Source organism: Chryseolinea sp. H1M3-3 (assembly GCF_029360725.1).
In the GTDB taxonomy this organism is placed as follows: domain Bacteria; phylum Bacteroidota; class Bacteroidia; order Cytophagales; family Cyclobacteriaceae; genus Chryseolinea.
On sequence record NZ_JARKMY010000009.1, the window covers coordinates 173175 to 198145 of the forward strand.

The 24971-nt window shown below is 43.0% G+C and carries 14 protein-coding genes; 6 read left to right on the plus strand and 8 right to left on the minus strand.

The genetic code is table 11. From position 1 onward, the window contains the following. Nucleotides 1–111 precede the first annotated feature (111 nt). The gene (locus tag P2W71_RS15455) at nt 112–996 is read left to right on the plus strand and encodes a lytic transglycosylase domain-containing protein (protein WP_276372177.1); all 885 of its coding nucleotides are present in this window, start codon (nt 112–114) and stop codon (nt 994–996) included. A gap of 147 nt (nt 997–1143) precedes the next feature. Here the strand turns inward: P2W71_RS15455 and P2W71_RS15460 are convergent, their stop codons facing one another. The 3 genes from P2W71_RS15460 to P2W71_RS15470 all read right to left on the minus strand — a co-directional run bounded on the left by P2W71_RS15460 (nt 1144) and on the right by P2W71_RS15470 (nt 4513). Further along, complete coding sequence (locus P2W71_RS15460) at nt 1144–1590, minus strand: nuclear transport factor 2 family protein (protein ID WP_276372178.1); 447 nt, start codon at nt 1588–1590, stop codon at nt 1144–1146. A 143-nt stretch (nt 1591–1733) separates the two neighbouring features. Further along, a complete protein-coding gene (locus P2W71_RS15465) occupies nt 1734–2555 on the minus strand; it encodes a helix-turn-helix domain-containing protein (protein ID WP_276372179.1) in 822 nt (273 codons plus the stop codon). 242 nt (nt 2556–2797) lie between these two features. Then, entirely contained in the window at nt 2798–4513 is a 1716-nt protein-coding gene (locus P2W71_RS15470; RefSeq protein WP_276372180.1) for a serine hydrolase, read from the minus strand. A 348-nt stretch (nt 4514–4861) separates the two neighbouring features. Between P2W71_RS15470 and P2W71_RS15475 the strand changes: the two genes are divergently transcribed. Both P2W71_RS15475 and P2W71_RS15480 read left to right on the plus strand, forming a co-directional pair. Then, nucleotides 4862–5242 (plus strand): hypothetical protein, encoded by a 381-nt coding sequence (locus P2W71_RS15475; protein WP_276372181.1) that lies wholly within the window; start codon nt 4862–4864, stop codon nt 5240–5242. Nucleotides 5243–5289: 47 nt separating this feature from the next. Next, nucleotides 5290–6624, plus strand: coding sequence for a glycosyltransferase family 39 protein (locus tag P2W71_RS15480; RefSeq protein WP_276372182.1), 1335 nt, complete (start codon nt 5290–5292; stop codon nt 6622–6624). Between the two features lie 358 nt (nt 6625–6982). Here the strand turns inward: P2W71_RS15480 and P2W71_RS15485 are convergent, their stop codons facing one another. Both P2W71_RS15485 and P2W71_RS15490 read right to left on the minus strand, forming a co-directional pair. Then, nucleotides 6983–8527 (minus strand): nucleoside hydrolase-like domain-containing protein, encoded by a 1545-nt coding sequence (locus P2W71_RS15485; protein ID WP_276372183.1) that lies wholly within the window; start codon nt 8525–8527, stop codon nt 6983–6985. Nucleotides 8528–8624: 97 nt separating this feature from the next. Next, nucleotides 8625–9935 carry a PAS domain S-box protein gene (locus P2W71_RS15490; RefSeq protein ID WP_276372184.1) on the minus strand — a complete coding sequence of 437 codons (1311 nt, stop codon included), beginning with the start codon at nt 9933–9935 and terminating at the stop codon, nt 8625–8627. Between the two features lie 516 nt (nt 9936–10451). Between P2W71_RS15490 and P2W71_RS15495 the strand changes: the two genes are divergently transcribed. The 3 genes from P2W71_RS15495 (at nt 10452) to P2W71_RS15505 (ending at nt 13659) form a co-directional block, all read left to right on the plus strand. Continuing rightward, nucleotides 10452–11000, plus strand: a complete 549-nt coding sequence (locus P2W71_RS15495) for a sigma-70 family RNA polymerase sigma factor (protein WP_276372185.1) — start codon at nt 10452–10454, stop codon at nt 10998–11000. Between the two features lie 49 nt (nt 11001–11049). Continuing rightward, a complete protein-coding gene (locus P2W71_RS15500) occupies nt 11050–11583 on the plus strand; it encodes a peroxiredoxin-like family protein (protein WP_276372186.1) in 534 nt (177 codons plus the stop codon). Nucleotides 11584–11958: 375 nt separating this feature from the next. Then, on the plus strand, nt 11959–13659 hold the full coding sequence (locus P2W71_RS15505) for an IPT/TIG domain-containing protein (RefSeq protein WP_276372187.1): 1701 nt from the start codon (nt 11959–11961) through the stop codon (nt 13657–13659). 921 nt (nt 13660–14580) lie between these two features. On the opposite strand, the gene P2W71_RS15510 is transcribed toward P2W71_RS15505, so the two are convergent. From P2W71_RS15510 to P2W71_RS15520, 3 genes are all read right to left on the minus strand, one after another. Continuing rightward, nucleotides 14581–19683 carry a M4 family metallopeptidase gene (locus tag P2W71_RS15510; protein ID WP_276372188.1) on the minus strand — a complete coding sequence of 1701 codons (5103 nt, stop codon included), beginning with the start codon at nt 19681–19683 and terminating at the stop codon, nt 14581–14583. Nucleotides 19684–19857: 174 nt separating this feature from the next. Next, nucleotides 19858–23688, minus strand: coding sequence for a PKD domain-containing protein (locus tag P2W71_RS15515; RefSeq protein WP_276372189.1), 3831 nt, complete (start codon nt 23686–23688; stop codon nt 19858–19860). A 252-nt stretch (nt 23689–23940) separates the two neighbouring features. Next, a complete protein-coding gene (locus P2W71_RS15520; RefSeq protein WP_276372190.1) occupies nt 23941–24876 on the minus strand; it encodes a LysR substrate-binding domain-containing protein in 936 nt (311 codons plus the stop codon). Nucleotides 24877–24971: the final 95 nt, after the last annotated feature.

Below are 24971 nucleotides of genomic sequence, written 5' to 3' on the forward strand. Positions count from 1 at the left end.
AAGCTACCACACAAAAACTTCAAAAAAATTTCACCACGGCCGACATTATATAACTTGCCCGGCGCAGCGCCTGTAATTTTGATAGATTCAATTTATCCAATCAATTAAAGCATGCATTATCTAAACAGGGTATCCAAACTAATATTTTCAGTTATCGTCGTTGTATTATCTTTTTTGATGCAATATGTAAACGCACAAATATCCTTACCGGAAATCCCAATCAAATTGACTTTTTGCGGTGAGCCTGTTCCGTTGGATGATCCGTATATAAAGGAAAGACTGGAAAAGGAACTTATTATAAATATGTATAAGCACGCTTCCACCATTCTTATATTAAAAGAAAGTGGCCGATGGAAATCTTATCTTCAGGCAATGCTCGATAGCGCAATGGTACCCCAAGAATTCTTTTATCTGGCCGTTATTGAGAGTGAGTTAGATCCTATGTCTCGCTCAGGCGCAGGAGCTGCAGGATTTTGGCACTTTACGGAAAGTACTGCAAAAGAATACAGTCTTGAAATTTCGGCTTATGTGGATGAAAGAAGAGATGCTGAAAAATCAACCCGGGCCGCATCCGAGTTTTTGAAACGTGCATACAAAAAGTTTGGTTCGTGGACATTAGCAGCTGCAGCCTTTAATCGAGGATCTAAAGGAATTGAAAATGCGATAAAGGGTCAAAACACCAAGAACTATTACCAGCTTTACCTGAACGAAGAAACAGCTCGGTATGTATTTCGGATTCTTGCCCTAAAGCTGATTATTGAAGCTCCGGAAAAATATGGCTATAATCTTTCCCCTTCTGATTATTACCAGCCGGTTGCGTATAAAACTATCGTTATAGACAAATCCATTGAAGATCTACCGACGTTCGCAAAATCGTTAGGAGTCAGTTACCAAACATTAAAAGAACATAATCCCTGGATTCAAAACACCGACTACAAGCTTGTATTAACAGAAGGGAAAAAATATAAAATAAGAATACCAGCAAAAAAGGATTAGGTGTAAGGACATTCTCGTGACTGACGTTGCCTGCTACATCGCTAAATGTCTTACAACCGTTTGACTACTGTAGGACTTAAAACCAATACGCTTAGCGATGGTTGTACGCGCATTATGTTTGCTACCTTATTTGCGTTAAAGTGAAATTCATTCGACTTTTATAATGGTTGCCTGCCGACCTATAATGCTCCATGAATTATTCTTTAATAGCCAGACATGTGTAAACCTACGGGTAACCGTTTTGCCGGCATTGGCTTGTTTACCCTGAGGTTTTATTACTTCACCACCCATCACGACAGCTACATTATCGTGAATCACAATTTTTTCTATGGTCCGTTCAAAGGAGAGATAGTTAAGGCCGCCAGCCCTGAAGTGTGCTTTTGTTCCTTCTACCGTTCCCACCACGTTGGCAGGCGTATTAATGATCATGGTGGGCGACCAAATTTTGTCGAACAGTGCTGCTGAATCTCCTTTCAATACTGACACCCGCTCCAAGTTGTCTAGTCGCCTGATTTCCGCTTCTCTAGGATCTTGAGCGGAAGCCATTCTGGTAAAGCTTACACCAATGAGTATAATAATGTGTACAGTTTTCATAAATTAAATAATTGGTTAATGATGGTTTGAAACACGAACGTTAAGGCACTTATTTATGGCCTTCGACTTTCATTTTCCAGTCATCAAAGTTCTATCGGAGGAGATTGAAGATTGGGTAAAAAATGGACTTTTTTACTAACTTGTTACCGGAGCTTCAGAATTCTTTCCGGAGATGCCATGTGTGTATCTACCCATTCCTTTGGCGTCTGACCAGCAAACTCTTTGAATTCCTTTTCGAGGTGATGGTAGTCCGTGTACTGGAATTGTTGGGCAATGGATGACCACGGAACATCCGGGTAAACAATCTTGTATCGGTAGGCATGATTGAAGCGCGATAGTCTGCTAAACAATTTGGGACTTGTGCCTATGCGTTCCTTAAACCTTCTGTAGAATTGCTTTGTACTTAGGCAGGCCTGGTCCGCTAAGGCATCCAATGAAAAACCGGTAGGATCCGCCAGCAAATAATTAGCAATATCATCTACCGGATTCCTCTCCTTCATGCTTCTGCATTTTGAGAATAGAAATCTTTCCACGATCGATATCATGGAAGCATGGCCAGCGGCTTCCGCAAGTTGTTCACGCACAACGCTGATGTCCGATCCGAAAAATAATTCGGCATCACAAAACTGATCGAACATCTCTGATACTGGCAAGTGAATCAATCGGTGTAGAACACCGGGTCGAAAGAAAACGATGAAGGCAAAAAACGTGGGCGTTACCTGCAAAATTCTTGGGTCGAGTTGATGACTGAAAATAGAAATTACCGGCGGCTTTTCGGTGCATCCGGTTTTCAGGTTGGATAACTTGATTCCCCCTTGTATATAGAAAACTAATTTCTCTTCCGGCTTGGGGGATCGTTGTTTGCGCGGAATAGGTTCATGATTATTGAATTGAAAATGGATCAGGGTATAGTTTCTTACAAACTCATGTAAGGCCGGTCCAGGAAGGAAACTCTTATACAACATACGGTAAGGGATAATTTTAGAAAAAGCCTAGTCCCAAACGCCCCCTCATTTCCAACATACAACAATTTACAAAATTAAATCCTGGCCCCAACCGTTTTCGTTGGCCGATGCAGGATTTATAAAATCGTTACATGTCCCGACAAGTGCCTGCTGTGAAAATTAAATGGAGAGACAGAAAAATTTTTTGCTTCTACCCTATTCAAAATGACCTCCCTAGCCCATGTGAAAATTTCCTTTTTCTCTCACATAACCTTCTTAAACCTGACCCTTCCAAAAAGTACCATCGTTATTGCCTTCTTGTCCTTGGTATCGAAAACCAATGATGCGCCATCATCGGGATTGACAAATTCACCCTCGCCTCCCACCGGAAGTACTTTATATTTGTAGCCCCTGTCGTTGCCATACAATATCCCATCCGTTACCTCAAACTTGATCTTCCATTCTTTGTTGTCAACGTTCATGTATTCACCTTCCAGTAGTTTCAAATATTCAACAGGTACTTTTTTGATCAGATCATCTGTGTTGATGCCATTGTCTTTTAAGATTTTTACACCATTTACGTTGCCTGGATTTAGCTTTACAGACTGCTTATAATTTTCAATGGCCTCCGTTTTGTTTCCCATGGCCATGAGTGCTTCAGCATAACTATCATAAACATTCGATGATTTAGGAAATGCTTCTGTATTGAGTTTAAAAATTGCCGCGGCTTCTTTCATTTTCCCCGACTGAAGAAATTCGTAGCCTGTTCTGTTCATTTCGTGTTCATTGAGATAATATCCGGCGGCATCTTTGACGCCTTTATAATATTCTAACGCTACTGGAACTCCGTCTTTCTCTATCTTGTCTGCCAACGAATAGGCAACAGATCGTTTCGGCAAGTCGTATGGTTTATCATAAAGGATGGCAGCAATGGCATTCGTCATTTCATTGAGAGGCGCTCCTCCGGTGTTATTCAATAATACAATGAGTGATTTGTCCGATAAAACTCGAGTGATCTGAGTGTTAAAACCATTTATGCCGCCTCCATGGCCGACGGTTTCAATTTTCGCTGCCGTGTTACCTAAGGGTATTTCACCAATACCCCAACCATAACCATAGTGGCCCCCACCCGACGGAATATGTTTGGCAAACAATAGCTCCATATTTTCCTTCCGAAGCAATTGGTTGGTATACAATGCCTGATCCCATAGATACAGATCTTCGACTGTTGAATACATTGCTCCGGCAGCATATGGGACCGACATGTCAAGAAACTTTGCATTGACATACTGCCTTCCATTTTTCTCATAGCCGCTAGCCCTGTTTTTCAACAGCAATTCATGATGATCATATCCGGTATTATTCATCTTGAGCGGCGTCAAAATATTTTCACGTAATACCTGCTCATAAGATTTACCTGTTACTTTTTCAATGATGTAACCCAATAGCAGATAGCCTGAATTGCTGTAAGCAAAACGCTCTCCTGGTTTGAATTCCAGCGTTGAGTCGGCAGACATATTTACAAGCTGCTCTGGCGTGTATGCATTAATGCTGACGTTCTTAAGGAAACCCGGAAACGAAGTCATGTTCGGAATTCCGGACGTATGCGTCAGCAGGTGATGTATAGTAATTATAGCACCTGTTTTTTTAGGATAATCGGGAAGATAGGTGGAGATGGGTACATCTAATTTCAATTTACCTTGTTCCACCAATTGCATGATCAACATGGACGAAAATTGCTTCGTGATAGAACCTAGCCGATGTTTAGTGTCAGGCTGGTTAGGAATATTCCATTCCATTTCAGCTAACCCAAAACCTTTTTTGTAAATTACTTTACCCTTTTCAGCGACCAGAACAGATCCATTAAATTTTCCGTATTCGGCATACGTACTTATTAACTTCTCGAGTCTATTGACTTTGGTTTGTCCATAAGAGACGATGCCTGCTACTATAAAGACACCGAGGAAAACAGTCTTCATAATTGTTCTTTTAAGATCACTCATCATTATTTGATTTTTGTTTTTGATAACGTGCTAACTATTGGTTTTGTAATTTCTTGTTATTTAAGAGCACCAAATTCACCTACCCAAACCTACACAACTGCATTGCTTCTCCTTGTAAATGAATTGTAAAAGAAATGTAAATGCATGTAAATTCTGTTCTTCGGTTTCCCAATCGCAGGCAACCAGGCGCCAATGTGCCAATCATGCTCATCTCTTAATCATCCAAATTCCTTTCAGACGCTTATTTTGTGAATAAGGTATATGTTCCTATTTTCAAGGTTTCAGCGGCGAGATTGGACATTAATTTATAAAAAATTAATATAAATGACTTTCATTGAATTTATTCAGAAACCCTATGGCCAGCTCGCTACGTTTTTATCCCTTACACTTCTTGTACTAATCATTGTACGTCCGCGACAGGCAGAACCATTGTGGACGATGGCTGGATTATTTTATATCTGTTTCATTATCACTAACGCTATTTTTATTTGGAGTGCAGGGCACCAATGGCTTTATCTTCTTTATTCGTTGGGTTGTTCGGTAGCCTATATTTTGGTTATCAGCGGACTGACATCTGCGTATACATCCATAGCAAATGTTGATGGTTCTGGAGAAAGCGGTATGATATTTCTTGTGATCATATATCATCCATTCATACTGCTGTTGGTCATTTTTTTCAGCTGGTTGTATATGAAACTTTTCTAAGTTCAAGACCAATTAACATTAGATTACTGTAGCCATACAATTTCTAGATGAAAGCAATACGAATCCTGCCTTTAATCGCTTTTGTTCTTATTAAGTTCTTGTTGCAGATTTTTTTGATAAGTCCCGAATATGATCTGCAGCGGGATGAGTATCTTCACCTTGACCAGGCGCACCATCCAGCCTGGGGGTATCTTTCAGTTCCACCTGTAACTTCCTGGATTTCTTACCTGATAATGCTATTGGGCAATGCTGTGATTTGGGTCAAATTCTTTCCGGCTTTGTTCGGTGCACTCACGATAGTCGTTGTGTGGAAGACCATTGAGGAGCTCGATGGAACAATATGGGCGCAGATTTTAGGGGCTACATGTATACTATTGTCATCGCTGTTGCGACTAAACACCTTGTATCAGCCTAACTCACTGGATGTGTTATGCTGGACTGCCCTGTACTTTGCGATTATTAAATATATCTCGACGGAGAAATCTAAATGGCTTTATTTTGGTTCGATTGTCTTTGCTATTGGATTCCTGAACAAATATAACATTGCATTTCTGGTGATCGGCCTTTTACCTGCTATTCTGCTGACGGAACATAGAAATATCCTGACCCGGAAAGAGTTTTACCTTGCGCTAGCCCTGGCGTTGCTGTTGATTCTTCCTAATCTGATATGGCAATATCAAAATCATTTCCCGGTTATTTATCATATGAAAGAACTTGCGGGAAGACATTTGGTGCACGTGGAGCGATCAGGATTTTTGAAGACTCAGTTGCTATTCTTCACCGGCTCATGGTTCGTCATCATCGCGGGGCTGGCTGCCTTATTAATGGTCAAAAAATTCAGACCGTATCGGCTTTTCTTTTGGTCTTTCTTTTTTACGCTTACTGTTTTCGTATATTTTAAGGCGAAACCTTATTACGCGATTGGCCTTTATCCGCTGTACATCGCTTTCGGATCGGCAGCAATGACAAATGCACTCAACGTGCGATGGCAGAAGATTGCACTACCGATTTTGGTTTTCATGCCTGTTCTTTTTTTTATTCCGATGTGGAAGTATGCATTCCCAAATAAAGGGCCTGTCGAAATCGCCAAGGATGCAGAACAATATCGACGGCTCGGTTTACTTCGATGGGAAGACGGAAAAGATCATGCAATTCCTCAGGACTACGCTGATATGCTAGGATGGAAAGAGCTTGCAAAAAAAGTAGACGAAGCCTATATACGAATAGGTGACCCTCAAAAAACTTTGGTGCTTTGTGATAATTACGGTCAGGCAGGAGCGATCAATTATTATACAACGAAAGGCATACGCGCAGTTTCAACCGAGGCGATTATTTATACTGGTTTGATTTTGACACGCCTTACACGCATCTCATTCGCGTAAAAGAACGTTCAGAACGGGCAGATGAATTGAAGGAAACAACTCCATTTTTTAAAACTGCGATTGCCGCTGATTCCGTCACAAATTCGTTTGCACGAGAATATGGAACAGTCATTTTTGTATTCACCGGGGCAAGAATTGATATTAACAAAAAAGTAAAGGACGAAGTAGAAGACTTACGTTCGAGCATGAAGCTCAGTACAGAATAATACTGGTTGCGTGGTAGCTGTAAGGGTACAATGTTAGCGTGCCAGAAATAAGTGAATTCTTAGTTAAGATCACGTCAAGATAACCGCGCTCGGCATAGCAACATCCCGACTTGCCATAACCCGGACATGCCGCGCCAATGAATTAAATGTTACTACTTCTCAACAGTTAGAATTATACGCTGATATCGTGTCAGCGACAAAACGCCATCATCTGTCCCTTCCAATACCAAATGAATTGTTTGCCCAACTTTAGCATCCGCAGGGACAACAACCTCAGCCGAAAGCGATGCAGAATTTGTGATTGTTACATCACCTGGATATGTACCTACTTTAAACTGCCACCATTTCACCGACACAGCATTGCCATCTGGATCGGAGACAACTCCTTTGAGTCCGATCTTTTGTCCTGCGCGCGCAGTAATGTTAAGCGGTCCTTGAATGCTTACAGTAGGCTCATGGTTGGCATCTTCATAGCGTGGTGTGACCGACCATTTCATGCGGGCTGCGAAATCACGTTGGGCTGCGGGCCAGAAATTTGGAAAAGGTGGGCCGGTTTCCTTTTGCGATGGATCAGGGAAACCCATACCCACACCAGGTGTAACTTGCTTTCCTCCCCACCCACCGTATGCGCCATCTTCATAGGCGCGCAATCCATTGTCGAGCATGTTCATGAAAGTAGGATTATCACCCTCTCCTAACCACGAGCCTTTTTCCTGAACAGGCATCCACACAACGTATCCCATCTTCTTCAATTCCTCATTCGTATAACCGGATAATCCAAAGTAGTCGAAAATATCTCCTTTCACCATTTGCCTGCCATCGCCCCAAACACGATAATACGCGCCAAGAGGTCCCCGGCTGGTAACGTGTTCCGTCATCCACGCTGCGGTTGTGTAGATGACATTTTCGGGGGTAGCTCGTAACTGCGCACCATAACTATAATTAGGACCTTTGCCCATCTGCCGGTAATCAATTTCCGGCCAAATTGGTTTGATGTATGTCGCGTAGGTATCATCCTGGTCTCCGGATGGAAGCAGAATCACTTTGTTCAAAATCTTTTTGCGGATGGATGACCACTGTGGTGTTTTCTGATATTGATCCTGAATGGATTTGAGCGCACGGGCAATGGTGCTTTGTCCACCCCAGGCAGTGATGTACAAGGGTTCATTATTGTCATCGAGCATCAGCGACTTAATTAAATCCGATCCTGGTGTATCCTTGGAGTAGTCGCCGTCAAACTCGATGTTCCCAAACCGGATTTTGGATTTCAGCTCTCCGGGGCTCGGATAATTCGGATGGTGAACTTTCAGATTCTCATATACCTTTTCATAGTTCTCAACGACTTCGTGAATGAAGCGTTCATCTTTGGCCCACCGGTACGATTCGCATGGGCAGAGATTTAAACCGAAACGTGTATACTCACGACCTGGAACCGACAACTTTGTTCCCTTGCCATCACCGGTCCAATGAAACTGGCTGCTGGCATAGATCAGTCCCTCTACCTTGTAGTCCGTACTATAAAGCAAAAAGCGGATCAGTGAATTCGAATCATCTAGTTCGGGATCTGCAGTAATGATGATGCGAGGTTTGGTCTGTGCAAAGCTGGAAATAAAGCTTGAGCACAGAACGATTAAAATTACAAGTATGCCGGGGTTGCAAACATAGCGGCCCGACGATATTTTTTCTACTCTTCTCATAGTTCATTGTTCGGTGTACAATTTACGCAATGACATCACATTTAGCGTTGCCCTTGTGGATGATTGTGTCTTACAGGACAATATGTACCAGCGTTCTTCAGAGATGACCGTTATCAATAATCTTCTTGTCCTCAGAAAACCCAGGATATTGGTTGACAAACACCGTCAAAGCGTGAGTGGCCATGTCCAACTCCCTGGACGAATATGCCAATTGTCTGGTTATATACGGCATCTCACTATTATCGAAAAAACCTCTGTCTAATATATTCGTGAGTCCCATAATGCGGGCAAGCGGACCTTTTATTTCATGCGATGTACGAAAGGCTACTGACTCCAATGCGCTAACGGCTTTTCGATTTTTTTCTTCCAACACCTTCCGTTCCGAAATAGACAAACCCAAAATTAACAGGTAAGGCGACGCTTCATTTTGAGCTTTTACCGGCATCACCACCATGTCAACCCATAGGAATGATCCATGCTTCATCTTCCACTTCACCTCACCTCGCCAGGTTCGATGAGAATGAACTGTTTCAAAAAAGGCGTCGATTTCACTTTGGCTATGGCCCGAATTCAGGATCAGAAAATTTTGACCAGCTAACTCCTCAACAGCGTACCCTGTAGCTTCAACGAATGGTGCATTCATCTTTATAAAGTTACCCTGCCAGTCGGTGGTAGCAGAATAAAGATTAACGTTGATGGCATCCATATAAGCCTGTAGTTCAGCACTTTTTTGTTTCACCAGCAAATCCAGGTTCTCGGAAAAAGTAAGCAGCTCCTCGTTAGATGCTTTTAACGCTTGATTTACGGACTTAATTTCCTGATTCGCAACGCTCAGGCTGTCTGCATATTTGTTTACCAATGCCCGAAACGCAAGGGATTGCGCCACCACACCGAATCCCGACAGAAACATGAGTGAGTTCTGAATGATGATATAAGGGACATTCGGATCAGGTACAAAAGGATGGGTGGCATCATACCATACATAGAAAGCGTAGCACGCAAAGGCAGACATAAAAGCTGTAAGAATGGAAACAAGCCGGTCAAAGACCATAACGGAGCAACAGCCCAACGCGATAAGCACATACTCCGTTCCTGTTCGCCTGTCCAGAAGGGCAAGTATCAAGATTAATCCTAGAAGACCATAGATAACCAGGAAGCCGGCAAGTTTGAGTCGTCCTCTTGAGTTAAGATAAAGAATGAGTGCCAAGACCGGTATAACGGATAAGCCTTGCAAGGCGCTATAGGAACCTAATGACGCAAAAGTAATTACGAAAAGGAGTGTTAGTACAATCGATATAAAAAGAAAGGCATTTAGTGCAAACAACCGCATCTGCTGTCCGTAATCCATCTTTGAATGATAGCCGATCCGAAGAAGTATATTCCAATAATTTGAAAACTGTGTTATCATTTTTGGATAGTCTTTTTATGTAAGTCAATACCCTTTCCTTCCAATCTATTTCAAACTGCACATCGTGATATATTCGGCAAAAAGCGCCGTGGACTAATATCGGAAAAAAGATGCGGATAAGAATGGCGGTAATTTAGAAGGCGGCATTGATTAAAAATAAAAATTAGCCTTGTTTATTCAGGCCCATGCGCGGCAGCGGTTCCAAAACGCATTGATTTTACAAAAATAGATGTTTCCATTTGCTGGTCTTAGACAAACACGCCTATCATAAGATTACCATTGGAGATGAGATCGGCTGCACAAAACAGTCGGAGATGGCTGGAGAAAATACGTAACCAGCACGTTGTTGTCGCGGAGATCAACGATTTGCTTGTAGGTTTGGGCTCACTTGATTCAGTTCATTGTTGTGGGGTTGTTGAGCGGACGCGTGATCGAAGCCCGCGTAAGGAAAAATAAATCTAATCCTGCGGGTGATTTCTTGATGTTGAAAGGAATAAACAGATATTTGTACTTCGTATGATGGATGATGACCGAACGCTTAACGCGCTTCAAAGCCGTAACAATGCGGCTTACAAACTGCTATATACTTTTTACTATGCTGGTATCGAAAAGTTTGTAAAACAAAATAACGGAACTCCTGCCGATGCTGAAGACGTGTTCCAGGAAACCATTATGGTCTTATTAGAAAAAGTTCCGAAAAAAGATTTCGTACTTACTTCTTCCATAAGAACGTATATCACCGCGATAGCACATAACATCTGGCTGAAACGGTTGCGCGACACCAGGCGAGTAACCAGGTTTGAGTTGAAGTATGAGTTGGAAGACATGACATTGACCGAGTGGGAACAGAAAGAGGAAAAACTGGCGGAACGCAATTTGTTGCAGCGCATTTTTGAAAGGCTTACTCGGCACTGTGTTATTTTCCTGACGAAAACATTTTTAAGCGGTGCGTCGCGCGAACAACTCATGGAGGAAATGGGATATAAGAATTCCCACACGTTCGACAATCAAAAATACAAATGCCTGGAGCAGGCCAGGAAAAAAAGTTTTACGGAGGTTGGGTGATTGATGATAGCGTACTGGTATTATAACCAGCATTGTAACTATATCAGTCATGAGATTAAACGTAAATCAATTTGCTCCTTCATTCAGTACTAAAGATGTCTTTGGAAATCAAACCGACCTGCAAAAGCTCAGAAACCACAAAATTTATCTGACCTTTGAAAGAAACGTTGGCTGCCCCGTATGCAACCTAAGGACACATGAGCTTTTGAAACACGCGAACTTTTTCAAGTCACGGGGGATAACTGTTCTGATGGTCTATGAATCTGGGGAAGAAATGATGAAAGCCTACCTCGGGGAAAATAACTATCCATTTCACTTTATAGCCGATCCTCAAAACAAATTATATCATCTTTATGGAGTGGAGCGCTCAGTCTTGAAAGTAATTAATGGATTATTTAATGGCTTGCTCAGCAAAGTATTGGCGGGGAATAAGCTCTTTGCAAAACCAATGAGACAGGATGGTCACCTCGATAGGATACCGGCGGAGTTCGTGATCGACCCATATGGAAAGATCCTAGTAGCGCACTACGGAAAATTCGTTGGCGATCATCTTCCACTAGATGTGTTAATGAAGTCATTTTGAACTTATCCGTAACTAATTTAATGCACATGCGCTGACTGCAACGCATCGGTTGTGCGCCAGCGAATGAGAAGATCGATATGGCGCCACCGGGCTACCAATACGTCGCCCACGGGGGCTATGCGCAATGTAAATTGCTATTTCCCAATGATACGCGGTGCACTTACCAATCAAAAAAATAATCCAACCAATCTTCAAATCCAGACAATTCTAGTTCAGACATTTGGCGTCAATGGATCACCTCACTAGCGGTATGACTTCATTTTAGGTAGCCTGACTGCTGTTTTATGTACTTCATCTTTCTATGTATGATATGCCACCAAAATGCACTCCATGCAGTGTCATTTTTATCGTTTTTTGAACTCATTAATTTTCGTTATGAAGCATTTTAATACCTTCCGTTCGCTATCAATTATTTTGTTGGTGGCAAGCTTTTCGGTGATCACATTTTCTTGTGATGACGACAATGAAGTGATCGTACCAGTCATTAATAGTTTTACACCAGCCTCCGCATTGCCTGGTGTGAGTGTAACGATCTCGGGCAATAATTTCAGCACCACCGCTACGAACAATCAGGTTGCATTCAATGGTGTCGTAGCAACAATATCAGCCGCGACAGCAACACAGCTCGTGGTAAGTGTTCCTGCAACGGCAACAACGGGAAAAATAACTGTCAAGGTCAATGGTCAGACAGCAACATCATCAACAGACTTTACTGTCTTGCAAACAAACCTTACAGGATTTGCGCCTGCATCTGGTACGGTCGGGACTACCGTGACCATTACCGGGACAAATTTTAGCACTATACTTTCTGAAAATGTTGTGAAGTTCAATGGGGTTGCGGCAGTGGTAACAAACGCCACCGCGACAACACTCGTAGTGACAGTTCCCGAAACAGCAACAACAGGCAAAATTTCGATTGGCGTGAGTGGTAAAGTCATCACTTCAGCCACCGATTTTACAATCTTAGAAACCACGGTCGCCACGTTTTCCCCTGCATCTGGCACGGTGGGAACCACGGTTACGATATCCGGTACAAATTTTAGCACGACGCCAGCAGAAAACATTGTGAAGTTCAATGGTGCAGAAGCCACGGTGACAAATGCGACCTCAACAGCATTGGTGGTGACAGTTCCGGAAACGGCAACAAGCGGTAAAATCACGGTGACGCTGGGCGGCAAAACTGCTACATCTTCAACCGATTTCCCGGTCCTGGCAACTACAATTACGACTTTTACGCCCGCCTCTGGCACGCACGGAGCTACCGTGACCATTACAGGAACAAATTTCAGCACAACGCTTGCAGATAATATCGTAAAGATCAACGGTGTGTCAGCAACAGTCTCGGCAGCGACGGCAACGGAACTTACCATCACAGTCCCTGCAGATGCAACTACTGGAAAAATCACTGTCACCATCCATAGCAAGACAACAACGTCGGCCAGTAATTTTACTGTCCCTGCTCCTACGATAACCAATTACTCTCCAGGCATTGCTGCTGCCGGTATTTCAATCACGATAAACGGAACGAATTTTTCATCGACTAAATCTAATAACATTGTAAAATTCAATGGCGTTGAAGCGACCGTTACAGCAGCATCTTCCAATCAATTAACGGTGACAGTTCCGTCAGGCGCAACGACCGGACTCATAACGGTAAAAGTCGGCACCAGCACTGCAACTAGTTCAGGTAACTTCAATATCTGCAGCGGTTCAGCAGAATTGGTGATCAGTGATGTTGCGATCGCCAACAGCAGTGGTGCCTCTAGTTACAACGTTTCATTTAAAGTAACCAACGTAGGTGCGGCAAATGCGAATCTGATAAAAATCGGTATGCAAAATTATGCATCGGCAGATAACGCCTATGGTGGCAGTGATGTTGCCGCCGGTGGTTATAGCCTTTCCGGACCAGTATTGGCGCCAGGGCAATCATATGATACCCCAAATTTCTCGTGTGGCATCGTTGGGGGCAATACCACAAGCCATCCGTATCTCATCATAACGCTTTATGATTTTCCAGACGGTGATATACCGGAGTGTAATGTGGATAACAACATTGTAATCAACCCGTTTGATTAACGTTTAGCCGTGGCGTAACTTTTAAACCTAAAATTTTTGGGTGAGACATTTACGCCCGATTGAAACGCACCTGTTGCGCGCCAGAGAATGAGAAGATCGATTTAGATTTTTCTGTGGCGCGCTACCACTGCACGAATCCTAACGCCGGGCTTCACCCGGCGCTATTGATATGTCGCCCCGATGGGGCTATGCGCAGCCTTAATTTTATGGTGTGCCGATTGAACGAGGTGCAATAAATATAATATTCCCTCTGAATCGATTTAAATCATTGAGCCTCAATCGCAAAACATAATCCTGTCAGTGTTCTAATCCAAGAAATCACAGTTCAGACATTTACGCCCAATCGAAATGAACCTGTTGCGCGCCAGAGAATGAGAAGATCGATTTAGATTTTTCTGTGGCGCGCTACCACTGCACGAATCCTAACGCCGGGCTTCACCCGGCGCTATTGATATGTCGCCCCGATGGGGCTATGCGCAGCCTTAATTTTATGGTGTGCCGATTGAACGAGGTGCAATAAATATAATATTCCCTCTGAATCGATTTAAATCATTGAGCCTCAATCGCAAAACATAATTCTAACAGTCTTCTAATCCAAGAAATCACAGTTCAGACATTTACGCCCGATCGAAATGAACCTGTTGCGCGCCAGAGAATGAGAAGATCGATTTAGAGTTTTCCGTGGCGCGCTAACACTGCACGAATCCATATGCCGGGCTCCACCCCGCGCTATTGATATGTCGCCCCGATGGGGCTATGCGCAGCGTTAATTGCTCTGAATGCCGATTGAACGCTAGGTACGAACATGCAATAACACACATCTGAAAAGATCGCTGCTCATGGTGCTCAATTGCAAAAGATAGTACCTCAAATCTCTTAATCCTGTCAATCTCTTAATCCACCAAAAATCCTGGTCCCCTTTTACCGCTTCACAATCTTCATCGGAGTTTCTCCGTCAATTTTCAGGGTATACAAACCTGGGTTAAAATTATACAGGTTGATGGTGTAATCTCGAAGGGCACCTTCTGTTACTATCCTGCCGGTGTTGTCGAGAATAATGAAATGATTTCCGATTAAATTTTTCGATGGGTATATCGTTATTTTATCCGCTGTCGGATTTGGCGCAAGACGCGTTTCTTCATAAAGGCTGGTTTCGAATCGTATCGAAACATATGGAGCTGTTTCGCTTATACAGGTGATATGAACCCTCACCTCATATTGGGTGCCAGGCCGTAAGTCAGTAAGCGATATATTTGTTAATGGTGTATTATTTGTTTCCCAGACATTATTACCTGAGATTGTATAATCGACAGCATACGGAAGTCCACCGAAATGATCACGCCACGATAATTCTACTGAAGTGTGCGTGATGTCGCTCGCCAATAGATCAAAAGGCGCATAGCAAACAGTACTGAAAGTTATGGATTTAAAATCGTTGGTCGCCAAACATTGTGGCGCAACGGACACGGTATACTGCGTTCCTGGCGCTAAACCCTCAAGATTAAAGTAAGTGGCACTAGTCTCCACTTTCTTTACTGGCCCGCCGGATGTCAGCGAGTAAGTTAACGTGTAGCTCCCGGTTTGTGATTCATCGACCCAATTTACCCTGGCGCTGAAAGGTGTAACGTTTTCAACTTTTAACGAAACGGTAGGACAAGGCGTCGTGAACGAAGTGTTGATAAAATCGGAATTGATATTTGTACATGCCATTTTTCCCCTCACATAATACTGTTTCCCAGGGATAAGCTGGGCCATCGTTCTTGATTCATCGATTAATGTCCAGTTAACATTATCTGGGCTGTACTCAAGAATGGCATTTCCCTGATAGTTGCTCTTCCAATTCGCCATGGCCCTGTTGTACTTTATATCTGCGATGGTGAGCGTGGATAATTTAGGACATAGGGTTGTGAACTGTTTATACTTAAAATTAGCGGGTGTATTGCAATGGCCCCTGTACCTGATATCGTACGTGGTACCTGGCAATAGATTTGAAATGACGTTTACATAACGAGGCTGTGTTTCCCATTGGTCTTTTCCGGCTGGAGAATATTGTATCTCGTATGAACTGTAATCGTATGTCGCAATGGTGATAGAATTAACGCCGATACCGGTTAGCGAAAAATTATTTGTATTTACACAATCCGTTGTAAAATTTATATAATGGTAACCGGTAAAGCCAAGATAGCATTTGGCGCGTACCTTAAGTTCGTAAGACCAGCCGGGCGAAAGGTTGTATAGCGTGGTCGAGGAAACCGTCCACCGATGAGTATCATTGGCAGAACCATACACCATCTCGAATTGATCCACCGTTGTATTAGGAGGAAGCACTATCGTTGCTGTGGAGTTTGATACGCTAACGGTAATGAGCGAGGGGTCGACGCAATTATTATTTGACGAGTTCTGCCATATCTCCATTTGGTATCCGTCATGAGGGCCATAATTATAGGAATATGCATTAACGATATCTGGTCTGCCGTCGCCATTTAAATCACCAACTGCCATTCTCATATCAGCAGTTCCCGTACCTGGTACAGGCAGACCGAACACTTCATTTGGGACAAAAGAAGAATTTGACAGGTGCTGCCCCGTTCCTATTTTGTTTTCGAGAAAAAGAAGTTCTCTATTATAAAAACCGACCGCAAAATCCACTTTCCCATCTCCATTAATGTCAGCAGGCTTAACGGCCGACTGGACTTTATCGGCCAGGACAACAGTTGGCGTTTCCATCGAAATCGTTGATGAAGTCCCTTTGTTTTCCATGATGGTCATGTCTTCAGTCAGGTATGGCGAGTGTGCTATAATGTCCCGCCAGCCGTCCTGGTTTACGTCGTGGGAAAAATATCGAACAAATCGGTCTCCCCTGTTGGGATCCTGAACAATACCTTCCTCAAATTCAAAAGCTCCTGGATTGCTGTTGTTTTTTAGGATCGGCACAAATTTTTTATAGTTTACACCTACCATTAAATCGGGTTTGCCATCATTGTTCAAATCAGCCGCTGTTAGATATTCTATGTAGTAGGGTAAAACCTTCGTGTATTGAAGTGGGAAGTTATCGGCTGCTAATGTTCCTTTTGGGTTTTGATTCCTGTAAATTGTGAACTGCCCACTTCCACCCGGCAGCGAATGGATACCGGCAAAATCGATGCGGCCATCCACATCGAAGTCACCGAACGTTATTTGACTCAAATAACTGTTGAAGGACAAATGCACGGGTGTTCCGAAAAATATATAACCTTGCACAGACAAATTCGGATAAATCCATAGCCCGTTTGGAGAACGCCCCACTACATCTTTGAGACCATTGCCGTCGAGATCAATTACTTGAAAATCCGCACTGGTTTCAAAGTCCGGGACAGGAAATGTATTTCTAATAAAGGATTCCTCTGTGATATCACCTCCCTGATTTACATTTTGAAAAATCGAAAATCCCTGGTAATGAATGGTAACGATATCTGGTTTGTTATCGCCATCCATATCGTGCACCAAAGGTCTCCAAATGGCAGGGTCGTTGATGCCCACCTTCAGATGCATACTTCCTTTCTTAAATCCACCTTCAAACGTTGGTACAAATTCCTGCCCTGATTCCGCGGCCAGGCCTGATTGACCATCTACCAGGGATATCGGACCGAATGATGCGCCCGACGGCACTTTCACTTTTATTTGTGTGGAACTTGAAGATAATACTACGGCACGGGTGGCGCCGAAGTAAATTAAATTCTTTTCCGAAACTGCGTTAAAGTTCTGTCCGGTAATCGTAACTTCTGCGTCTATGCGTGCCGTTACAGGGGTAAAAGAACTGATTACGGGTTTTACGGCCGTAAAGAAACTTACCGACTCGGTGTGGGAAGATGAAAAACTGTTAGTGGCAACCAACCTATAGTAATAAGTTTGCTTCGGAAGAAGGTTTGCCACGGGTGCCGAAACGTCCGTAAACTCCGTGCCGTTTGAAAGCGGGTATGTAGGCGTTACTAAACCCAACGCATCGGTTGGTCCATACTCAAAGTAAAATGAAGTTTGTAAACTATTGGGATTTATTTCGCCATGTAAAATTGCTGTGGATGTTGTTACGTCAACGGTCTGTTTTATCTTTACCAAAGGCGCAAGCGAAATGGTAGTGAATCCGGACGCATAAGAAGTATTTCCGTTCTCATTTGTGGCCACAAGTTTTAGATAATATTTGGTCTCGCTTTGCAATCCGGTCAGCATACCTTCGATGTTATTGGTATAACTGTACTCCGTGGATGAGCTTCCAAGGGCTGGTGTTGTTCCATATTCAAAATGGTATGTAACGACATTGCCACGTGGCAGCAGGCTGCCTTTTAGCTTTACGGTCGTGCCAGTGATGTCATATACTTCCAGGCTGGTAATAATCGGCTCATCTATCACCCCCACTGCATCCCAAGCCTTATCGACTTGCTGATAAGCTGCGGAGTTTTTACCATACAAATCGGCTGTAGCCAACAATGATCCAATGCGGCTATCAAGATAGTCGGATGAATTACTTAAATATTCCGTTAAATTTCTATAAGTGATTTTTGTGGCGGCGTCAATACCGATCGCATTTACTGTGTAACTTACCTGATGATCATTTACGCCACTGCCACCTTCGCATAAAAGATAATACCAAAAGTTTTGTACACCGGAGTTGTAATGCACGCCGCCGTTGTCTTCAAAGCCCGTATACCACATGTCACCAGCGTACGTGTCAGGTTGATCACGCCGATTGGGGTTGCTCATATCCCGCAACCCACCATCGCGATAGTATTTGCCCAACTGCCAGGTGGCAGTATCACCGAATGTTTCGAACTCAACAGCTTTAGCAAAAATGTCTGAAAACGATTCGTTGAGTGCTCCTGACTCGTTATAGTACTGAAGGCCTGCTTCAAATTGCGTTACGCCATGAGTAAGTTCATGGCTCACGATATCTAGTTCAACCAATGGATTGTTGTTGCTGCCGTCTCCGAAAAGTAATTTATTACGCGACCAAAAAGCGTTATTAAAATTTTGATCGACGTGCACATAAGATATAATTGCAGCGCCATTATTATCAAAGCTATTACGGTTATGCTTTTTTAAATAATAGTCATAGGCATGTTCGGCTGCCCATTGAACCGACACTGCCGATTGTTGATATGAGCTGTTGTAAATATTATTTGCGGAATAGAAGTCATACACAGGAACATTAAGGCCAAAAGCCCACGCTAAATAACTAGCATGATGAAAATCGTAGGTTTCAATGGCTCCTCCACTTTTTGTCCGACCAACCAGGCGCGAAGAACCGTTTTGATATTTCTCAACTTGAATCGTTTTATTTCCATAATACCTTGTCAGGCCAGTTCCGGTGCCGTAGGGAAGCGGTGGCAGTGGGTCTTTAAAGCAGCTGTTTACCAGACTAACCTTATTGATCAATCTCCCGTTGCGTGCATCAATAGAGATTCTCCATTGTTCGATCAGCGAGACATCGATATCGAATTGGAAGGCGACGGAGAAACTTTCGGGTGCGAATGTAAATCCTTTAGAGACGATCAATTTTTTACCGTGCCTGAAAACGCTATCTTTTGTATGGAGATAGTTGATGGCCAGTTGGAATGCTGTTTCTTCGCTGATAGTAGTTTGTGTATCCAGAATGAGATCGCGTACTGCTCTACCGTTAGCGGCGGTGATAAAGCCATCCTTTTCATGAACCCTGTAGCCCATGCCTTCCACTAAAATGCCTTTATAAAATAGTTGCAACAGGCGATGACGCATACCAAGGTGATCGGTATTCGATTCCACTTCTATAAAAGTGAATTCGGCCGGTATATTAAAATATCGATTGATATTGGTCAGGAAGTAAGAGACACTAACGGCTTTCTCCTTAAACTCGATTGCGCGCGGCGGATCATTTCGGTTACCATAGTAAAATTTATCGACGCCCGTATTAGTTGAGCTTGGCGTGTTGGCATTTACACTCAAACTTTGTTGTGCCATGATGTGGCCGACAGAAAAGCCAAACAAAATGAAGAGTAGAATTCGCCTGGGCATTTGGACAACTATTTATTAAATTGGAATTATGACTTTAAATGTGTGTTTACCTACAAAAAAAATTCTACGCCCCTGCTTCTCTGTAGGCAAATCCTACTGCTCTTAGTATCACAAAATTAGTTATCGTTAACTTTTGCAATTCGTTATTCTCCAAGTTTTGTTTGCTACAGCATATCATTTCACTATATGCAACCAGCTCTTACAAGACGCGAGATCTCCAACCTTGATATGTACATAATAGACGCCCCCTACCAGGTCATGCCCATTCCAATCATTTTTGTAGTCTTGCGATTCAAAGACTTCCTTGCCCCACCGGTCGACAACAGTTAGTTGTATGGGTAATCCCGCATCGGCAGGCGCTATCATGTCGGTGCCGAAGCCGATCTCAAAATTATCGTTATAGCCAGGCGAGCCCTCAGGTGTAAATACATTAGGAACTAATAGCTTATAGACTGGAAGTTGTACAACCTCTTCAAACAAGCAGAATTCTTTTTGCGCGATAAATCTCAAAGCATACGAACCATCTTTTTCATACACATGCTTGACCTCGGTTTCGTTTGACGTTGTTCCATCTCCAAAGTCAAAGCGAAACATTATGTCATCTGCTAGGGTTGTCAGGTTTTGAACTGCCAGCGAAGGACGATCGATACAGTTGCCTTCCAAACGATGTGCCCATTTTAAGTCGACACTATCCAGCACTGCTACTTGAACGGTGTCTTTCCTGATACAATTGTTCACGTCAGTCACGGTAACGAAATACAGTGTGGAGACGAGCGGTTGCACAAGTGGAGAAGCACTGGATGAAGTAAACGAATGATCTTCACTGGTCCATGAATACACTCTCCCTCCTGTGGCCGTTAATTGGAATTGAGCTCCTTCACAGATTTCTCCATCGTTGCCTACCTGAATTTTATCCTTAAAGTAGTTGATCGTTTTTACAGCGATATCCTCCTGATTGCAAGTGGTGGGATTGATGGCTTTTAACCTTACCTGATAAACACCTGGCTGTTGGTATTCATGAATAATAGAAATTGAATCATTCATTTGAATAGGCACTGTTCCATCTCCAAAATCCCAGATAAAATACACACCGTTCGCGCTAAGGTTTTTAAATCGTATGGGGTCAGGATAGCAGACATTATTGTAGTCAGGTATGGAAAGATCGGGATTATAGGTTTGGAAAGAAGCGCGAACATTTGGCGTGAAGCCTACGAACAGCGTATCTTTTTTCGAGCATCCATTGGCATCCACCACGGTCACAAAGTAGGATGTTGCCTTGGACTGCTGAACCGTTGGAGACTGTTGAGAAGACGTGAATGTTCCATCTTCACTGGTCCAGGTGTAGTGAACGCCACCGTCTGCTGTGAGTTGAAAACTGCTACCCTCACACACCATTCCATCATCACCCACGGTTATATTAGGTTTAAAATAATTAATGACTTTGGTTATAGAATCGGTCTGACTACACGTACTCAGGTCCGTAATTTTAAGCTTCACATGATACTGGCCAGCTTGTTTGTATTGATGAATAGGCAATCTTAGGTCGGTGTGCTGTTGGACGAGAACGGTGCCATCATCAAAATCCCAGCTAATAGTTTTTCCTCCTGTGCTGAGATTCTGGAATACGATAGAATCAGGATAACAAACATTATTAAATCCTGGTGTCGTTAGATCTAAAGAATTGGTCTGAAAATTTGCCCGCAGTGATGACAAATCGAATTTGAATGCTGCGTTGTTACAATTCGCACTACGGTTTAAGCGCGATTTAGCACGCGCAGTGGTTGGAAAATCAGATGATGCCTGGCCGGTTGTATTACCAAACTGGCAGCCGGAGCACACGGCATGATACACGATACCGTATTTATCAAAACGCGATGTTCCTCCGTCCACATGTGTTTTTGAGGAATTGCCACCCAGGTAAGTGGAGTACACAAGCTGTGTAGCGTCTCCGTTAAGGACCATGAAATAGAAGTCAGAACCGGATGTGGTTTTCTGATAGGCATCGCTGGTTATAGGCATACCGTTGGTGGTGCTCTGCCAGAAGCCTGTTTCAGAACTTGAATTGACAAAGCCTCCCCAACCCGCCATGTAGATGTTATCGCAGTCGTTCACTAAAAAAGCCGTTGGTGAGATATTGGGTATGACCAGTCCGCTTCCGGAGCTAGAACCAAAAACGGTTGAGAATTCCAATGTGCTCAGATCAGGAGAAAATTTTTGAACGAACTGTCCACTATTTATATTCCTGTAAACACCGGATGTTATGGGCATATGGCCAGCTGTCTGACCATAACAAAATATATTTCCATTTGCATTGAGATCTACAAAGTAAACCTGGTCGAACGACGTAGTGCCTGTAAACGTGGCATTCATGAGGGTGGTTCCATCGGCGGACAGACGGGCAATCCAACCGTCAACGATACCATTAAAGACAGTTTGATAAGCGCCAGACGTTGCCGGAAAGTTAGCGCTGGTAGTTCCTCCGGCTAAAACAATGTTTTTATCCCTATCGAATTTTATAGAATAAGCAGCATCAAAACCTGATCCCCCCACGTAGCTGGACCACACCATGGATGATAGATCCGGCGTCAGTTTAGCCACCAGCCCATCCGTAGTCCCACCGTTAAAGGTTGCGTCGAAGCCGTTAACGATTGGTACATCATTCGATCCCGTCACGGAGCTGATATACACATTGCCGTTCTCGTCGGTAATCACATCGCCACGCATCTCATCACCATAGTTCACCACCAATGCACCGCCGGATTGTTTAGGCAAGTTGAGGCCATCATTGCCTGATCCTCCAAGAAATGTTGATCCCACCAATTGATTTCCATTGGGAGACAATCTTGTGATCACAATGTCCCATTGGTCGTTGGTGTTGAGTACGCGATTAAATATAGTGGTGCCAAGATTAAATGTATTGTCGAAAGCATTTGAACCTGTAGGGAAATCTGGGGAACTGGAAATACCTAATACTACCAAATCACCAGAAGTTTTATCAACTACAAGACTTTCCGGAGAGTCGTTATTAGCGCCGCCGAGATGCGTTGCATACAAAAATTTCGTTCCTGCCGAATCATATTTAATAATAGCCATATCAAAACTTCCATGATTGGCAGTTTGAAATGCGCCAACGGTGGCAGGAAATGAGCCACCAAGATCTTGACGTGTTACCCCGGCAGAATAAAGCGTACCATGTTCACCCGGTGTTGCGGTACTTCCCCAATTGTCTGCTGTTGAGCCGGAGTAAGTTGAAAAAATCAACAGCGGGTCAATGATCAACTCACGGCACGCGTCATAGTCGGCTGGAAAAGAAAAAGAAACAATGTTATTGTCAAGCAGGTATTCGCTTGGTACGGTTTGTTTATGGTAGCCATTGACCTGATATGAAAAGGGTTTTAGCTCCGTGAGTGATCCTATCGCGGTTCCGATCTGTAAATTGTCCTCTGTTTTTTCAATGCCGTCTACGCCGGAATATTCAATTTTAATTTGTGTTGGGTCGGCTCCCGGTTTTACTATGAAATCGTATTTCAGATTGTTCCCGACCGACGATACACGAAAATCAATGCCATCATAAACATCCTGGTATAGAATTGATGCAAAAGCCAACGCATTCGTTGCCCACCGGCAAGAGTCATTGCCAAGGAAGTAATTGTAGTGTCCATCCAACGGCGTTTCCACGACTGCTTTTGCGTGCTGATTCGATCCTAGAAGGTTTATCTGGAAATAATGTCCGTTGATCGATTCGGTATCCGGTTGTCCATTTGATTCATTAACTGCATGATGACTTGTCAAATGTCGTTGCTCCATTTCCTCCATGTCGAGCAGTAGAATAGAAAAACCATTTGCCGAAACACCTATGCGTCCACCTTGTAATGGGGCTTGAAAATCAATTTCTTCATTCCATTGGCCTTTGTTTTGAATAAACCGGAGGCCTTGATTATTCTGACTGATAGCATGAAACGAGATCAACAATAAGATCAATAAAAGCAACGGTGCAAATCGCATAATTTCGAAATATAGTAATTTTTAGCAATGGCAATTCGCTGAATAGCCAGTATTTAGCATTGAGGTTACCTATTCGTTGTTAGCGGATATATGAGATTGTAACTTCATGATCGATTGTGTTTTTGAAGTATACCGGTGTACGATCGCTACGACACCTGTGTCGCATTTTGCACAATGGGAAATGGCCTGAAGCCTATAACGTGGTGACTATTGTGAAAGATGATAACCCTGCCAATGTTGTAAACTTATCAGTCAATAATTTATCTCCACTACCTTTTTATTGTGCAGCTTTTGCATCTGGGCAGGAACTATATTTAAAATTCCCTCCTTCAATGTTTTAATGAGCCTGCTTTTAATATAATCACGATGCGTTACAAGACTAACTTCCCGTGCGGGAGTTGGATCCTTTAATCGTTTGACGAGCTTCAACTGCGGCTTGCTAAATTCCATAACCGCCAACTCTGGTAAGATGGTAATACCATCGCTTTTTTCTACCATGCGTTTGAGCGTTTCAATATTGCCAGTTTCATACTTGAAATGAAAATCAGTGCTTTTTCTTAATTCGCACAAGTTTAATATCTGCGATCGAAAGCAGTGTCCTTCTTCCAACAGCCAGAGTTGGCTGGGATCAATTTCATTGGCCAGGATGTACTTTTTGTCACTCAAAGAATTCTTTTTCGAGACATAAACAAAAAGTTCTTCATAAAAGAGTATGTCTTCCTTTATTGAAGCATCCTCTAATGGCGTTACCACGATACCGCAGTCGAGCCGGTTATTTTTGAGTTCATGGATTACTTCTTCGGTGATGGCCTCCCGGATGATAAGATTTATCTGGGGGTATTTCTCTCGCATGTATTTATAGAGCGGAGGCAACAGATAGGGTGCTAGTGTGGGAATTATTCCAATGCGCAGTTCACCGGTAAGGGTATCTTTCTTGTCACTGATAAGTTGTTTGATCATGTTGGCTTCACGCAATATTGTACGCGCCTGCGCAATGATGCTAATGCCAATTTCGGTAGGGATAACAGGTTGCTTTGTGCGATCAAAAATTTTCACACCAAGCTCTTCTTCCAGCTTTTGTATTTGCATGCTCAAGGTAGGCTGAGTGACAAAGCATTTTTCGGATGCGAGCACAAAATGCCGGCAGGTGTCTAAGGCAACAATATATTCCAGCTGCGTTATGGTCATAGAGAATGGCTATAAGATTATAAAAATAATCAATTTGATTTATTAGTACAACTGCCGTAATGTTGTACACAGATTATAAAAACTCATTCAATAAG

Coding starts and splice junctions, on each gene's coding strand:
- P2W71_RS15495 (WP_276372185.1), top strand. CDS start 10,452: ATGATGGATGATGACCGAACGCTTAACGCGCTTCAAAGCCGTAACAAT.
- P2W71_RS15470 (WP_276372180.1), bottom strand. CDS start 4,513: ATGAAGACTGTTTTCCTCGGTGTCTTTATAGTAGCAGGCATCGTCTCT.
- P2W71_RS15460 (WP_276372178.1), bottom strand. CDS start 1,590: ATGAAAACTGTACACATTATTATACTCATTGGTGTAAGCTTTACCAGA.
- P2W71_RS15465 (WP_276372179.1), bottom strand. CDS start 2,555: ATGTTGTATAAGAGTTTCCTTCCTGGACCGGCCTTACATGAGTTTGTA.
- P2W71_RS15500 (WP_276372186.1), top strand. CDS start 11,050: ATGAGATTAAACGTAAATCAATTTGCTCCTTCATTCAGTACTAAAGAT.
- P2W71_RS15455 (WP_276372177.1), top strand. CDS start 112: ATGCATTATCTAAACAGGGTATCCAAACTAATATTTTCAGTTATCGTC.
- P2W71_RS15515 (WP_276372189.1), bottom strand. CDS start 23,688: ATGCGATTTGCACCGTTGCTTTTATTGATCTTATTGTTGATCTCGTTT.
- P2W71_RS15520 (WP_276372190.1), bottom strand. CDS start 24,876: ATGACCATAACGCAGCTGGAATATATTGTTGCCTTAGACACCTGCCGG.
- P2W71_RS15480 (WP_276372182.1), top strand. CDS start 5,290: ATGAAAGCAATACGAATCCTGCCTTTAATCGCTTTTGTTCTTATTAAG.
- P2W71_RS15505 (WP_276372187.1), top strand. CDS start 11,959: ATGAAGCATTTTAATACCTTCCGTTCGCTATCAATTATTTTGTTGGTG.
- P2W71_RS15475 (WP_276372181.1), top strand. CDS start 4,862: ATGACTTTCATTGAATTTATTCAGAAACCCTATGGCCAGCTCGCTACG.
- P2W71_RS15490 (WP_276372184.1), bottom strand. CDS start 9,935: ATGATAACACAGTTTTCAAATTATTGGAATATACTTCTTCGGATCGGC.
- P2W71_RS15510 (WP_276372188.1), bottom strand. CDS start 19,683: ATGCCCAGGCGAATTCTACTCTTCATTTTGTTTGGCTTTTCTGTCGGC.
- P2W71_RS15485 (WP_276372183.1), bottom strand. CDS start 8,527: ATGAGAAGAGTAGAAAAAATATCGTCGGGCCGCTATGTTTGCAACCCC.